A 13,240-nucleotide genomic window follows, 5' to 3' on the forward strand; every position below is an offset into this window, starting at 1 on the left:
GGGGTCCATGACTTCAGCGCTGCGGTGGATCCCGGATCAAGTCCGGGATGACGAATGACAGCAAACGACCGGAAGCTGACCCATCCTGCATCGTCACCCTGAACTTGTTTCAGGGTCCATGGTCTGCCGTTTCCTTCGGCGCCGCGCCGGATGCAAGGCCCGGCCATGGATGCTGAAACAAGTTCAGGGTGACGAGAATTGAAGGTCTGGAATCCACCCCGAAGCCGCCATCCTGCCGCCCGATTTTTCGCTGTCCTACATCGTTCGGGCGCGATAGCTTCGCGCCATACCGCCTGCCGCATCCTTTGTTTCGCATAGGGTGCGGACGGCAAAAGTTGGTCGCACAAGGCTGAACTTTGCTGAACTTTGGGACGGACAGGCCAATGTCCTGCCACCGCATGGAGACGATCGATGAGGGGTGACAACGACCAGCTGGCGTCTTTCTGGATGCCGTTCACCGCCAACCGCGCGTACAAGGCGAACCCGCGCCAGCTCGTGTCCGCGAGCGGCATGTATTACCGGTCGAGCGACGGGCGCGAAATCCTCGACGGCACTGCCGGCCTCTGGTGCAGCAACGCAGGTCATTGCCGACCCGAGATTGCCGAGGCGATCGCAAAGGCCGCATCGACGCTCGATTTCGCGCCGACCTTCCAGCTCGGCCACCCGTTGCCGTTCGAACTCGCCCAGCGCGTCGCGGCGCTGATGCCCGACGGTCTCGACCGCATCTTCTTCACCAACAGCGGGTCGGAGTCAGTCGACTCCGCGCTCAAGATCGCGCTCGCGATCCAGCGCGCGAAGGGACAGGGAACGCGCACCCGCCTGATCGGCCGTGAGCGCGGCTATCACGGCACCGGCTTTGGCGGGATCACGGTTGGCGGGCTCGTCAACAACCGGCGGGTCTTTTCGACGCTGCCCGGCGCCGATCATCTGCGCCATACGCACGATATCGGCCGCAACGCCTTCGCGCGCGGCTTCCCCCGACATGGCGCCGAACTGGCCGACGATCTGCAGCGCCTCGTCGACCTGCACGGCGCAGAGACGATCGCGGCGGTGATCGTCGAGCCGATGGCGGGCTCGACCGGGGTGCTCGTCCCGCCGGTGGGCTATCTCCAGCGGCTGCGCGAGATTTGCGACCGCAACGGCATCCTCCTGATCTTCGACGAGGTCATCACCGCGTTCGGCCGCGTCGGCGCGCCGACGGCGTCGGAGGCATGGGGCGTCACCCCCGATATCATCACGATGGCGAAGGGGCTGACCAACGCGGCGGTTCCGATGGGCGCGGTGGCGGTAAAGCGCGAATTGCACGATGCGGTGATCGACAGCGTGCCGGGCGGCATCGAGCTGTTCCACGGCTACACCTATTCGGGCCATCCGCTCGCCAGCGCCGCGGGTCTTGCGACGCTCGACCTCTATGCGCGCGACGGCCTGTTCGACCGCGCAAACGACCTCGCGGCCTATTGGGAGGACGCGGCGCACGGCCTGAAGGGACGCCGCCATGTCATCGACATCCGCACCATCGGTCTTGTCGCGGGGATCGAACTCGAACCGCGCCCCGGCGCCCCCACCGCGCGCGCGATGGAGCTGTTCCACGCCGCCTTCGACAACGGCCTGCTTGTCCGCGCGACGGGCGATATCATCGCGCTCTCGCCCCCGCTGATCGTCGAGAAGGCGCAGATCGACGAGATGTTCGGAAAGCTGGCCGAGCTTCTCGAAACGATCGATTAGCCGTCGGCGGCGAGCGGGAAGGTCACCGAAACCTTCGTGCCCTTGCCAAGCTCGCTTTCGATATCGAGCTGCCCCTGGTGGCGCTCGCTGATATGTTTGACGATCGCAAGGCCGAGCCCGGTGCCGCCGACCGAGCGGCTGCGTGCTTCGTCGACGCGGTAGAAGCGTTCGGTCAGGCGCGGCAGATGGTCGGGGGCGATGCCTTCGCCCTCGTCGCTGACCGAGAGCCGGACGCGTTGTCCCTCGCGCGCCAGTTCGACCGTGACCGGCGTTCCGGGACGGCCATATTTCATCGCATTGGAAATGATATTGTGGGCCAGTTGTCCGAGCTGCGCCTCGTCGCCGAGAATAGGCTGCGCGCTGCGGCCGAGCCTCGCGACGATATCCTTCGGACGCGCGGCCTCGCTGTCCTGCAATTGGGCGATCGTCGTCTTGACGATGGCGGCCAGATTGACCGGTCGGGTGGGGCGGCGGAAACGGTCCGCCTCGACGCGCGAGATCGAGAGGAGGTCGATCACCAGCTGCTGCATCCGCCGCGCCTCGCGCTCGATAATCGACAGGAAACGGTGGCGCATCGGGGCGTCGGCTTCGCCGTTCATGTCCTGCAGCGTTTCGACATAGCCGAGGATCGCCGCAAGCGGCGTGCGCAGCTCGTGACTGGCGTTGGCGACGAAATCGGATCGCATCCGGTCCGCGGCGTCGATCGCCGAGCGGTCGGAGAGGAAGATGATCCGCTCGCTGCCCGACAGCGTGGCGATGCGCATCGTCCAGCGCTGGCCGGGGCGGGGGAAGTCGACGAGATTGAGCGTTTCCAGCGGTGCGTCGCCCCCGATGCGCGCCAGCCATTCGGTCGCGGCGGGATGGCGAATCGCGGTGCGGATGTCGGCGCCGACGATGTGGCGGCCGAGCAGGCGCACCGCGGCGTCGTTGACGATCGTGACGACATTGTCGGCAACGCCGATCAGCGGTTCATCCTCCTGGTCGACCCACAGCGCAAAATCGGGATGGCGGAGCAGCGAAACCGGCGGCGCTTCGATCTTGGGGGGGGCTTGCGGGTCGGGAAGCGGCGAGGGCAGGGCGCCGTAAACGATTGCGACGCCGGCGACTCCCGCCACGGCGATAATCGCGATCGAAAGCGCATCGCCGCCCGCCAACGCCGCAAAGATGGCCGCGATGGCGACCAGGGTGAGGGCGGCAACAAGGCTCGAGAGACGATCGAACATCGCTCGCGCGCCCTCGCACGAAGCAGGGCGTGCCGCAAGGATGTTCGCAGTCGTTAACCCCTGTCGCGCGAATGTCCCAAAGAGGGAAGCGGACGGAGCAAGGCGGTCTTTTGCTTTTCCGCGACGCTTCATTGGTTTATGCGCAGCGCGATGGAAGACAGCCCGATCCCCGCCGAAAATTCTGCCGATCCAGCCGATGCCGCACCGTCGCGGCGCCGGATGCTGGCGCTCGGCGCGGTTGGCGTGTCGGCGGCGCTGACGATCCGCCCGGCCTTTGCCCAGACCGCGGTGTCGGTGATGAACTGCCAGATTCCCGTTCCCGGTCCGACCGCGGCGGGCAAATATATCGACGCGCAGGGCAAGCTGGTGCCGCCGGGCACGAAGGGCGCCTTCCCGGGATCGCCGCGCCCGTTCACCGGTGAGGAAGTGAAGCGCGCCTTTCGCGGCCAGACGCTGCCGGGCACCAGCTACAACCAGTCGCAGGCCTATCTGCAATATATCCGGCGCTTGCAGGCAGGGCAGAGCGGCTTTACCTGTTTCGCATCGATCCAGATGCCGCGCTGATCATCGCTCCCCCGATCATGCGATGCGCGGCGTCGCAGACAAAGGGACAGATGTGAAACTCGCTTCGCTCAAGCACGGCCGCGACGGCCGGCTCGTTGTCGTCTCCGACGACCTCGCCTGGTACGCCGACGCCGGCGCGATCGCCCCGACGCTGCAGGCGGCGCTCGACGATTGGGAAGATGCGGCACCGCGGCTCGCGGCGCTGGCGGAGGACGTCAACCACGAAGCCATCCCGCGCGAACGCTTCCACGAACGCGACGCCGCTTCGCCGCTGCCACGCGCATATCAGTGGGCCGACGGCAGTGCCTATGTGAACCATGTCGCGCTCGTCCGGCAGGCGCGCAATGCGGAGATGCCCGAAAGCTTCTGGCACGATCCCCTGATGTACCAGGGCGGCAGCGATGCCTTCCTCGGCCCGCGCGATCCCATTCCGCTCGGCGATCCGGCGTGGGGATGCGATATGGAGGCGGAGGTCGTGGTGGTGACGGGCGATGTTCCGGCCGGGATCGACCCGGTCGCGGCGCGCGGCAAGATACTGCTCGTCGGCCTCACCAACGATGTGTCGCTGCGCGGCCTGATACCGGCCGAACTCGCCAAGGGCTTCGGGTTTTTCCAGTCAAAGCCGTCCAGCGCGATGTCACCGGTATTCGTCACCCCCGACGCGCTTGGCGCGCGCTGGAAGGACGGCAAGCTGCACGGCGTGCTGTCAGTCGATCTCAACGGCAAACCGCTCGGCCGCGCCGACGCGGGCGTCGACATGACATTCGATTTCGGCGCGCTGATTGCCCATGCGGCCAAGACGCGCAACCTCGGCGCCGGCACGATCATCGGGTCGGGCACCGTCTCCAACCGCGACGTCGACGGCGGTCCGGGCAGGCCGATCGCCGAGGGTGGGCTCGGCTATAGCTGCCTTGCCGAAGTCCGCACGGTCGAGACGATCCGGCAGGGCGAGCCGAAGACGCCGTTCATGCAAAAGGGCGACACGGTGCGCATCTGGATGGACGACGACCATCATCACAGCATTTTCGGCGCGATCGAGCAGACCGTCGCCTGATGCGAAAAGGGGCGGGATTTCTCCCGCCCCTCGATCGTCCGTCCCTGTGCGTGGGCTTCAGCCGCCCCCGCGACCGAAACCGCCGCCCGACATCGCGTCGCTGAGTGCGCAGGCCGCGGGCCCCAGGATGACGATGAACAGCACCGGCAGGATGAACAGGATCAGCGGCACCGTCATGATCGCCGGCAGGCGCGCCGCCTTTTCCTCGGCGCGCATCATGCGTTCGTTGCGGAATTCGGCCGACAGGACGCGCAGCGCGCTGGCCAGCGGCGTACCATATTTCTCGGTCTGGATCATGGTCGTCACGACGCCCTTCACCGACTCGAGATTGACGCGATAGGCGAGGTTCTCGAATGCCTGGCGGCGCTCGGTCAGGAAGCCGAGCTCGATCGAAGTCAGCGCGAACTCCTCGCCCAGCTCGGGATAGGCGCGGCCGAGTTCCTTCGACACGCGCGAGAAGGCGGCGTCGACGGTAAGACCCGCTTCGGCGCAGATGACGAGCAGGTCGAGCGCGTCGGGAAGCCCCTTGCGGATCGCATCGGTACGCTTCTGGCGCTTGTTGTCGACGAACAGATCGGGCGCCTTGTAGCCGAGAATCAGCGCCGCCATCGTAAAGCCCGCGCGCTTGACCGTCGTAAGGTCGGGCCACATGTCCATGCCATAGATCAGCGTCGCGGCGATGCCGCCGAACAGGATCGGCAGCACGAGGCGGCCGAAGATCACGGCAACGGCCAGATCCTTCGACCGGATGCCCGCCTGCGCCAGCTTCTGCTGGACGTCCTTGATCTGCTCTTCCTGCAGCACCTGCAGCTTGCCGAGGAAGGTGCGCATCCGGTCGGCGGTCTGGTTCTTGCGGACCAGCTTGGCCCGGCGCTTGGTGGTCGAGGCCGTAATGCCGGCCTTGAGCTGTTCGCGGCGCTCGTTGAGCGCCTTGACGCGCTTCGTCATCGGATTGCGTACGGTCAGCGCGCCATAGATGGCGAAGAGCACCGCGCCGACACCGACGGCGGCCAGCATCGTCGCCGCCCAGACGACATCGATCCCCATCAGCTTGGGGCCGCTCTGGACTCCCGAGAAGGCGGCGGTGAGAAGGAAATGGCTGTTCATCGGTCCGCGCCCCTCAGATCTCGAAGCTGATCATTTTTTTCATGATGAGGGCACCGATGCTCATCCAGATGAGCCCGCCGACCCCCGCGATGATCAGCCGTTGCTCGGTAAAGAAGCCGGCCAGATACTGGGGGTTCATCGACCAGACGATGCCGAAGACGAAGAAGGGCAGCGCGCCGACAATATAGGCAGACGCCTTGGCTTCCGACGACATCGCGCGGATCTTCAGCTTCATCTGCGCGCGCTTGCGCAGAACGTCCGACAGATTCGCGAGCGTTTCGGCAAGGTTGCCGCCCGTCTCGCGCTGGATCTGGATGGTGATGCAGAAAAACTGGAACTCGGGCGTGCCGAGCATCTCGGCCGATTCCTGCAGTGCCGCTTCCATCGTGTTGCCGATGCGGATGCGTTCGACGACGCCTTTGAATTCTTCGCCGACCGGGCCGGGCAGTTCCTGGCTCACCACCTGGAAGGTTTCGGTCACGGGAAGACCCGATTTCAGGCCGCGGACGAGCAGGTCGATCGCGTCGGGAAAGCGGGTATTGAAAGCGTTGACGCGCTTCTTGATCAGGTGCCCCACGACCATGTGCGGAAAGCCGACAGCGACCATCAGCCCGACAAGCGCGGCGAGCAGCAACGGCGTCCGCAACACGAGCAGCGCGCCCGTCACGACCACGAACAGCCCCATGCACCAGAGCATATACTGGCTGAGATTCCACCCCTTGCCGGTGCGCCGCAGACGCTTTTCCATCAGCTCACGCCGCGGCATCAGGTTGGAGAGGCTCGCGGCGCCGCCGCCCCGGGCCTGGATCGTCTTGCGCATCTGCGCGGCGACGACGGCTTCGGTCGATGCGGCGTGACGGTCGCGGACCGACGACAGCCGGCGCTTCTTCACCCCGCTGACCGATGGACCGGCAAGCGCCATGACCAGCATGCCGACCGCGACGAAGGCGGCAACAACGACGAGGATCAATTGCAGGTTCATGTTCGCCCTTTGCCCGCCCTATCCTTGGGTGGCCGGAGCGGCCTGCCAGCCGGCAAGCCGCTTTGGCCGGTTCACTTGGCCTTTTTCGTCACCAGCGTGCCGAGGCCGCCGATCTTGTCGAGCAGCGAGCCACCCGACTTCGCCTTTGCCTTTGCCGGCGCGACCGGCGCCTCTTCGGCGCTTTCGTCGGCGCCGTCGATGACGAGGCGCATCAGGCTGGTCCAGACCTGACCGGCCTTCGTGCCCTTGCAGATCTCGGCGTAGGATTTGCCGAGTTTCGCCGACTGGCTGACCAGCTTGGGATCGAACGGAATGGTGAAGTCGATCGGTCGTTCGATCGACGATTCGAATTCCTTGCGCGACAGCTCGCCAATGGCACTCTGGAATTTGTTGGCGACCAGAATCACCCGCGCACCCGGAACATTCTGCTTGAACCACGACAGCAGACGGATCGTGTCACGCGCCGATGCGAGCGTCACATCGCTGACCAGCAGGATCGTTCCGACTTCCTGCACCAGGTGGGGGAAGGGGATCAGAACGTGCCGGGGGATGTCGACGATCGTCATCTCGAACGCGTTGCGCAGCTCTTCCTCCAGCTGGAAAAAGGCCGAGCCGTCGGTCATCACCGGCTGGTGGATCGGCGCTTCGGCCGACAGCAGGCTGAGCTTGTCCGACGCGCGAACCATGGCGCGCTCGATGAACAGGCCGTCGATCCGGCTGGGATTGTCGATCGCGTCGATCAGGCCGCGGCCGGGCTCGAGGTCGAGCGTCAGCGCGCCGGTGCCGAAATGCACGTCGAGATCGAGGAGCGCGGTCTGACGGTCGGCCTGTTCGCTGATCGCCCAGGCGAGCGACGTCGAAACGAGCGACGCGCCGACGCCGCCGCGCACCCCGACCACCGCCATCATGTGATGCGGCTTGTCGTCGTGCATGTCGGCATGTTTCGGCGCCGACAGCATCGCCTGCGCCATCGTCAGCGATTCACGGACCTGATCGAGCGACAGCGGCTTCAGCAGATAGTCCTGGATGCCGCTCGACAGAAGGTCGCGGTACAGGCGGACGTCGTTCACCTGACCCGCCGCGATCACGACGGTGCCGGGTTCGCAAACCTCGGCCAGCGCGTTGATGTCGTTGATCGGGTCACCCGATTCGGACATGTCGACGAACAGGATGTTTGGGCTCGCCGAGACAGACAGCGACTGGACGGCGTTGCGCAGTCCGCCCTTGTTGCACTTCTCGGTCGGCCAGCCCATGTCGGCCGCGGCGACGCGGATCAGCTCCAGCGTATCGTCGTCGCAGACGAACGCATTGAAGGGGTCACGCAGCCCTGCTGCTTTGAAAGGAGCGTTCACTGGCTGCCTCCGCTTGAGTTGGTGGTCTGTTGGGCCTTGAGTTCGCCGGCGCCCGTCTGCGGCCGTTCGCGATAGGTCTTGATCGCGCGCGTTGCGGCATTCGGATCATTTCCGGTCGAGGTCGAACCCTTGATCAGATCGTTGGGGTCGGCGACCATCGACGCGAGGTTGCTGTTCGTCGCGCAGCCATAGTTCGACGACGTGGCGTTGGTGAAGTTGATCGCCGACTTGCTCGACCAGTCGGGACAACCCGGAACATGGGCGGTCGCGCGCGTCACGATGACGCGGATCGAGCCGGGCGGAACGGCGCCGGTGGTGACCGGCACGTCGTTGCTGAGGAGCAGGCCGCGGCGTTCGACCATCGCGCGGACGGTCGCCTGCGCCTCGCTGGCGCCATAGACCGACGGGTCTTCGATGGCGATGCGGTCGCCGTAGCGCACACCCAACGCGTCGAGCCAGCCTTGAAGCCGACCCTGTTCGCTCGGCGCGATGTCGCCCGAACCGGCGGCCACGTCGAACTGATAGATGGTGTTCCGGACCACGGGCTGGTGGACCGATTCAAGGCCGCGATTGCCATTTGCCGCGCCCGTACATCCGGCGAGCGTGGTTGCCAGTGCCAGGGCGGTCCAAGTTGCGATCTTCTTCATCACTTTGCTCCTGAAAACCGGCGTGTCACTTGCCGACGCTGAAACCCGGCGCCGCCGTGCCGGCCGCGCGCGGACGGTCGGCATCGCCCACCGTGGTATCGAGCTTCGGTTTCGGCCGGTCGCCGCCCGTCACGCCGTCGCTCGTCTGGTTGAGGAGCAGGCGCTGCAGGTCGTTCGAGTCCTGATAGGCATCGGTCGGCAGCTTGATCTCGTTCGCCGTGACCGGCTGGACGAGATAGGGCGTCACCACGATCACCAGTTCGGTCTCGCCGCGGCGGAAGCTGTCGGATTTGAACAGCGTGCCGAGAAGCGGAACGTCGCCGAGGCCGGGCACCTTGTCGATCGCGCCGATCGAACGGTTGTTCATCAGGCCCGCGATCATGAAGCTTTCGCCCGAACCCAGCTCGACCGTCGTCTCGGCGCGGCGGATCGTCAGCGCCGGGACCTGGAAGCCATCCATTTCGATGGCGCCTTCGGTCGACAGTTCCGACACTTCCGGGCGCACGCGCAGGCTGATGCGGCCGTTCGAAAGAACGGTCGGCGTATAGGCCAGGCTGACGCCATATTTGCGATATTCGATCGTGGTGCTTGCGAAATTGCCCGGGATCGGAACCGGGAATTCACCGCCCGCCAGGAAGTCGGCGGTTTCGCCCGAAATCGCGGTCAGGTTCGGCTGCGCGAGCGTGACGACCATGCCCGACCGTTCGCCGATGTCGAGCGAGGCCATGACATCGAGGCCGAACAGGCGGCCGGCGGCGCCGAAGCTGTTGACGCCGGAAGGCGTCGTGAACTGGTAGGTGGTGCCGGTCGCGCCCGAGGTGCCTTCACCCGGATACGTAATCGTACCCGCCGTGCGGCCCCGCACCACGCTGCCGAGGAAGCCGTTGCCGAACTGGCCGTCGCGGTCGCGGGTCAGCACGTTTCCGCTGATCTCCTTGAGAAGCGTCCGGTTCACTTCGGCGATGCGGACCTGCAGGTTGACCTGAAGCGGGGTTGCAGTGCGAAGGCGCGACAGCACCTTGGTCTGGTCACCGACGAACGCCTGTACAAGGCGCTCGGCCTCCGCCGCATCGTCGGGCGACGAGACGGTGCCGGTCAGCAGTATGAAGCCGTTCATCGTGTTCGACGCGATCTTTGCATCGGGCATTGCAAGCGACAGCATCTGGTCGATCGTCTCGATGTTGTTGCCGACGCGGGCTACGGTCGAATAGACGACCCGGCCGCTGGCATCGGTTGCATAGATGCTCGTTTCGCCGGGCGCCTTGCCGAAGACATAGAGCTGGCGGCTGGAGCGGACCTGGACGTCGGCGACCTTGTCGTCGGCGACGAACACGTCGGTCATCGGCGCGCTCAGACTGATCAGGCGGCCGCGACCGACCGACAGGTCGACGCTGCTGCTGGCGTTCTGCGTCGCCTGCGCCGCCGCCTGCTGCACCGGGGCCGACACCAGGGTCGCTGCGACCAGGCCAATGGCCAGGGTGCGGGCGAGAGCCGCGACCTTGAAAGTGGCTTTGCTGTTCATCTTACTTACCCCCAACCGTAATTTCGGTCACCTTGTCACCGCGGGTCACGCGAACGACCGGACCCTGGGGCGCCGCGGGGCCCATCGAAACGGGCGCGCCGCTGTACGACTGCTGCTGTTGCTGCGGCTGGCGCGGAGCCGACACGCGGCCACGAACCGGAACCCAGAAGCGCGAGACGTCGCCGCCGGTCGTCGCCGACGACTTGGCCGAGGTCGGACGCGCGGCGGCTTCGGCCAGCATCTTCTTTTCGGCGGCGGTGCCGCCGCCGGCCGGGACATTCACTTCGCCCGAGGCAATGGCCGCCTCGAGGTCGCCGCTGTTTTCGGCGAGCGGGCGGAGCGCCAGCGAGAGCTGGCCCATATTCTGGGCGACGGCGATCTTCTCGGCAATTTCGGGCGTCGCTTCGAGCGTTACCGAGCCGAAGGTGCGGACGGGCGTCTTGCCCGTTTCGTCTTCGGCGTCGTAGCGCTGGTCGGTGGCGAGGACGCGGACGTTACGCACGATCGTTTCGGCGGTGTAGAGCTCGTCGTCGGGATAGGCGCTGCCTTCCTTGACCGAAAGCTTCTGCGCGAGGACGACGTCGACGCGGTCGCCGGGGAAGACGAAGCCCGCGACACCCTGTTCCTGGCTGACCTTCACGGTCACGGCGCGCATCCCCGGCCCGAGCGCCGCGGCGAGGAAGCCGCGGTCGTCGGGATGGACGAGCGCGCCCTGCGTCAGCGGCTGGCCCGCGGTGATCGGATAGCGAACGACCGTGCCGACCAGATTCTGGACTTCGGTCTGTTCCTTCAGGAAATAGGCCTTCTCGACCAGTTCCTTCGGCCAGGGCTGGAAGCGGAAGCTGTCCGGGCCGATAATCGTGCCCGCCGGCAGCTGCCGCGTTGCGACGAGGATCATGGGGCCATTGATTTCCGGCGCGGCGGCGGCGCGCGCCTGCGGCGCCGATGCGCCCCGCATCATCTGGTTCACCCCGAACGCCGCGCCGATGGCAATCACCAGCGCGCCGACGATCAGCATAATCTTTCGCGTATCCATGACGATTTTTCGCCTCCTGCACCAACCAGAAGTGGCGGCGCTTGCCCTCAACTCACAGCGATAAACTGAAACTGGTTAAGATAGTGTTGGTGAAGCGCCCAAAGCCCGGCTGCGGCGATAGCGACCCCATAGGGAACCTCTATCGCCTTGTCCGAAGGGCGAATTTTCGAGTGGATCAGCATCACGGCCGACAGGATTCCCCCGCCGATCGCCATGAGCGTCAGCATCGGGATGAACAGCGGGAGCGGAATCCACAGCATCACCCCGCCGATCATCTTCACATCGCCGCCGCCCATCGCGCCCAGCGCGAACAGGCCGGCGAAGACCAGAAACACCGCAAAGGCGGCGCCAAACTGGAGCGGGATTTCAGGCCAAAGTGCCAGTCCGCTGGCGATCCAGAAGGGGATGGCGAGCAGCGCGATTGCGGCATTCAAGCCGTTCGATATTGTGCGGGTGCGCAGGTCGCTCACCGCCGCGACAACCATCAGCACCGCGAGGAGCGCCATCAGGCCAAGCGTGATCGGACCGGTTTGCATCGGTCTTCTCCTAGAGATCATGGCTTACCAAAAAGTAACCATGATCGGGCCGGGCGCGGCTTGCATTCCGCGAGCCAGCCGATATGCGGCCGCCATGACCGGTACGCTCCCTTCATCCATCGACGTCCTGATCGTCGGCGCGGGTATCGGCGGGGCCAGCCTCGCAGCATCGTTGGCGCCGCACCGGCGGGTGTTGCTGATCGAGGCCGAAGCCATGCCCGGCTATCATGCGACCGGCCGGTCGGCCGCTTTTTGGCACGAAACCTATGGCGGCCCGGCGATCCAGCCGCTGTCGAAGGCGTCGTTCGAGCTGCTGCGCGACCCTCCGGCCGACTTTTCCGAGCGCGGCTTCCTGTCGCCGCGGGCTGCATTCAATCTGGGGCGGCGCGACGAGGCCAAGGTCGTGGACGAATTCACCGCCGGGTTCGCGGCGAAGGGCGTCGACATCCAGCGCATGAGCGGAGCCGAGGTCGCGCGGATCGTGCCCGGCATCCGCCCTGACTGGAGCGAGGCCGCTTATGAGGGAGCCTGCAGCGATATCGATGTCGGCGCCCTGCATGCCGCCTTTTTGCGCGCAGCAAAGCGTGCGGGCGCGCAACTGGCAACAGGGGTGGCGCTGACGTCCGCGCGGCGGACCGCCTCCGGTTGGCAGGTGCAGGCCGGGACCGGCACGGTGCACGCCAATGTCATCGTCAATGCGGCGGGGGCGTGGGCCGACACGGTCGCGGAGTTATGCGGCGCCCGCCCGCTCGGCATCCGGCCCTATCGGCGAACGGTCGTGCAATTGCGGCTGGGCGTCCCGGTTCCCGCGTCGCTGCCGCTGGTGATTCACGTCGGCGGCAGCTTCTACTTCAAGGGCGAGAGCGAGGGGCGCGTGTGGCTCAGCCCGCATGACGAGACGCCGTCCGCGCCCTGCGACGCCGCGCCGGAGGAACTCGACGTCGCGATCGCGATCGACCGGCTGCAACAGGTCGTCGACTGGCCGATCGCCGCCGTCGAACGCAAATGGGCGGGGCTTCGCAGTTTCGCCCCCGACCGGCTGCCCGTCTTCGGGGCCGATCCGCACGTCCCCGGCTTCGTCTGGTGTGCGGGGCAGGGGGGCTTCGGCATTCAGACATCGCCGGCGATCGGAGAATTGCTTGCGGCGGAGCTTGGCGCGCCGTGGCCTCGCGGTGCTATCGGCAACCTCGATCCTGCGCCCTTCTCTCCCACACGTCTTGCCTGACCAATCTATCGGCTTGCGCCGGGAAAAAGGCGCATTAGCATTGGCTTGGCTGCGCCACCCCCGGCACGGCCCGACCTGTGGAGAGTGGCATGGCCCATTATTTCGAGATCAAGAAGAACAAGGCCGGCGAATTTGTCGCCTATTTCAAGTATAATAACGAAGCGATCTTCTGGACCGAAGGCTATAGCAGCAAGGCGTCCGCGAAGAATGCCATCGAGTCGATTCTGAAGAACGGCCCCGGCGCGGAAGTGCGCGAGACCGACTAAT

General features: G+C 65.9%; 13 protein-coding genes. 5 read left to right on the plus strand and 8 right to left on the minus strand.

Annotated elements, in window-relative coordinates:
- Nucleotides 1-411: 411 nt before the first annotated feature.
- Nucleotides 412-1,725 carry an omega-aminotransferase AptA gene (gene aptA / locus J1N50_RS06405; protein WP_215351328.1) on the plus strand — a complete coding sequence of 438 codons (1,314 nt, stop codon included), beginning with the start codon at nucleotides 412-414 and terminating at the stop codon, nucleotides 1,723-1,725.
- Here aptA and J1N50_RS06410 read toward each other — a convergent pair.
- A complete protein-coding gene (locus tag J1N50_RS06410; RefSeq protein ID WP_215351331.1) occupies nucleotides 1,722-2,948 on the minus strand; it encodes an ATP-binding protein in 1,227 nt (408 codons plus the stop codon). The genes aptA and J1N50_RS06410 overlap by 4 nt on opposite strands.
- A 150-nt stretch (nucleotides 2,949-3,098) precedes the next feature.
- On the opposite strand from J1N50_RS06410, the gene J1N50_RS06415 reads away from it, so the two are divergent.
- Together J1N50_RS06415 and J1N50_RS06420 are read left to right on the plus strand one after the other, a co-directional pair.
- Nucleotides 3,099-3,512 carry a hypothetical protein gene (locus tag J1N50_RS06415; protein WP_215351334.1) on the plus strand — a complete coding sequence of 138 codons (414 nt, stop codon included), beginning with the start codon at nucleotides 3,099-3,101 and terminating at the stop codon, nucleotides 3,510-3,512.
- A 52-nt stretch (nucleotides 3,513-3,564) separates the two neighbouring features.
- Nucleotides 3,565-4,566, plus strand: coding sequence for a fumarylacetoacetate hydrolase family protein (locus tag J1N50_RS06420; protein ID WP_215351337.1), 1,002 nt, complete (start codon nucleotides 3,565-3,567; stop codon nucleotides 4,564-4,566).
- A 57-nt stretch (nucleotides 4,567-4,623) separates the two neighbouring features.
- On the opposite strand, the gene J1N50_RS06425 is transcribed toward J1N50_RS06420, so the two are convergent.
- The 7 genes from J1N50_RS06425 to J1N50_RS06455 form a co-directional block, all read right to left on the minus strand.
- Complete coding sequence (locus J1N50_RS06425) at nucleotides 4,624-5,673, minus strand: type II secretion system F family protein (RefSeq protein ID WP_246553182.1); 1,050 nt, start codon at nucleotides 5,671-5,673, stop codon at nucleotides 4,624-4,626.
- 13 nt (nucleotides 5,674-5,686) lie between these two features.
- A complete protein-coding gene (locus J1N50_RS06430) occupies nucleotides 5,687-6,655 on the minus strand; it encodes a type II secretion system F family protein (protein ID WP_215351340.1) in 969 nt (322 codons plus the stop codon).
- 71 nt (nucleotides 6,656-6,726) lie between these two features.
- A complete protein-coding gene (locus tag J1N50_RS06435) occupies nucleotides 6,727-8,007 on the minus strand; it encodes a pilus assembly protein CpaE (RefSeq protein WP_215351342.1) in 1,281 nt (426 codons plus the stop codon).
- Entirely contained in the window at nucleotides 8,004-8,654 is a 651-nt protein-coding gene (locus J1N50_RS06440; RefSeq protein WP_215351345.1) for a CpaD family pilus assembly protein, read from the minus strand. Before J1N50_RS06440 ends, J1N50_RS06435 begins: the two co-directional genes overlap by 4 nt.
- A gap of 25 nt (nucleotides 8,655-8,679) precedes the next feature.
- Nucleotides 8,680-10,176: a type II and III secretion system protein family protein gene (locus tag J1N50_RS06445; RefSeq protein WP_215351348.1), complete on the minus strand. Its 1,497-nt coding sequence runs from the start codon at nucleotides 10,174-10,176 to the stop codon at nucleotides 8,680-8,682.
- Between the two features lies 1 nt (nucleotide 10,177).
- Nucleotides 10,178-11,212, minus strand: a complete 1,035-nt coding sequence (gene cpaB, locus J1N50_RS06450; protein ID WP_215351351.1) for a Flp pilus assembly protein CpaB — start codon at nucleotides 11,210-11,212, stop codon at nucleotides 10,178-10,180.
- Nucleotides 11,213-11,259: 47 nt separating this feature from the next.
- Complete coding sequence (locus J1N50_RS06455; RefSeq protein WP_215351354.1) at nucleotides 11,260-11,748, minus strand: A24 family peptidase; 489 nt, start codon at nucleotides 11,746-11,748, stop codon at nucleotides 11,260-11,262.
- A gap of 94 nt (nucleotides 11,749-11,842) precedes the next feature.
- On the opposite strand from J1N50_RS06455, the gene J1N50_RS06460 reads away from it, so the two are divergent.
- Together J1N50_RS06460 and J1N50_RS06465 are read left to right on the plus strand one after the other, a co-directional pair.
- Nucleotides 11,843-12,973 carry an NAD(P)/FAD-dependent oxidoreductase gene (locus J1N50_RS06460; RefSeq protein ID WP_215351357.1) on the plus strand — a complete coding sequence of 377 codons (1,131 nt, stop codon included), beginning with the start codon at nucleotides 11,843-11,845 and terminating at the stop codon, nucleotides 12,971-12,973.
- A gap of 89 nt (nucleotides 12,974-13,062) precedes the next feature.
- Nucleotides 13,063-13,239, plus strand: coding sequence for a YegP family protein (locus tag J1N50_RS06465; RefSeq protein WP_215351360.1), 177 nt, complete (start codon nucleotides 13,063-13,065; stop codon nucleotides 13,237-13,239).
- Nucleotide 13,240: the final 1 nt, after the last annotated feature.

It is taken from the genome of Sphingopyxis soli (genome assembly GCF_018682675.1).
In the GTDB taxonomy this organism is placed as follows: domain Bacteria; phylum Pseudomonadota; class Alphaproteobacteria; order Sphingomonadales; family Sphingomonadaceae; genus Sphingopyxis; species Sphingopyxis soli.

Excerpts from the sequence above, each read along its gene's own strand:
- aptA (WP_215351328.1), top strand. The coding sequence starts at position 412 with ATGAGGGGTGACAACGACCAGCTGGCGTCTTTCTGGATGCCGTTCACC.
- J1N50_RS06410 (WP_215351331.1), bottom strand. The coding sequence starts at position 2,948 with ATGTTCGATCGTCTCTCGAGCCTTGTTGCCGCCCTCACCCTGGTCGCC.
- J1N50_RS06415 (WP_215351334.1), top strand. The coding sequence starts at position 3,099 with ATGGAAGACAGCCCGATCCCCGCCGAAAATTCTGCCGATCCAGCCGAT.
- J1N50_RS06425 (WP_246553182.1), bottom strand. The coding sequence starts at position 5,673 with ATGAACAGCCATTTCCTTCTCACCGCCGCCTTCTCGGGAGTCCAGAGC.
- J1N50_RS06430 (WP_215351340.1), bottom strand. The coding sequence starts at position 6,655 with ATGAACCTGCAATTGATCCTCGTCGTTGTTGCCGCCTTCGTCGCGGTC.
- J1N50_RS06440 (WP_215351345.1), bottom strand. The coding sequence starts at position 8,654 with ATGAAGAAGATCGCAACTTGGACCGCCCTGGCACTGGCAACCACGCTC.
- J1N50_RS06445 (WP_215351348.1), bottom strand. The coding sequence starts at position 10,176 with ATGAACAGCAAAGCCACTTTCAAGGTCGCGGCTCTCGCCCGCACCCTG.
- cpaB (WP_215351351.1), bottom strand. The coding sequence starts at position 11,212 with ATGGATACGCGAAAGATTATGCTGATCGTCGGCGCGCTGGTGATTGCC.
- J1N50_RS06455 (WP_215351354.1), bottom strand. The coding sequence starts at position 11,748 with ATGCAAACCGGTCCGATCACGCTTGGCCTGATGGCGCTCCTCGCGGTG.
- J1N50_RS06460 (WP_215351357.1), top strand. The coding sequence starts at position 11,843 with ATGACCGGTACGCTCCCTTCATCCATCGACGTCCTGATCGTCGGCGCG.
- J1N50_RS06465 (WP_215351360.1), top strand. The coding sequence starts at position 13,063 with ATGGCCCATTATTTCGAGATCAAGAAGAACAAGGCCGGCGAATTTGTC.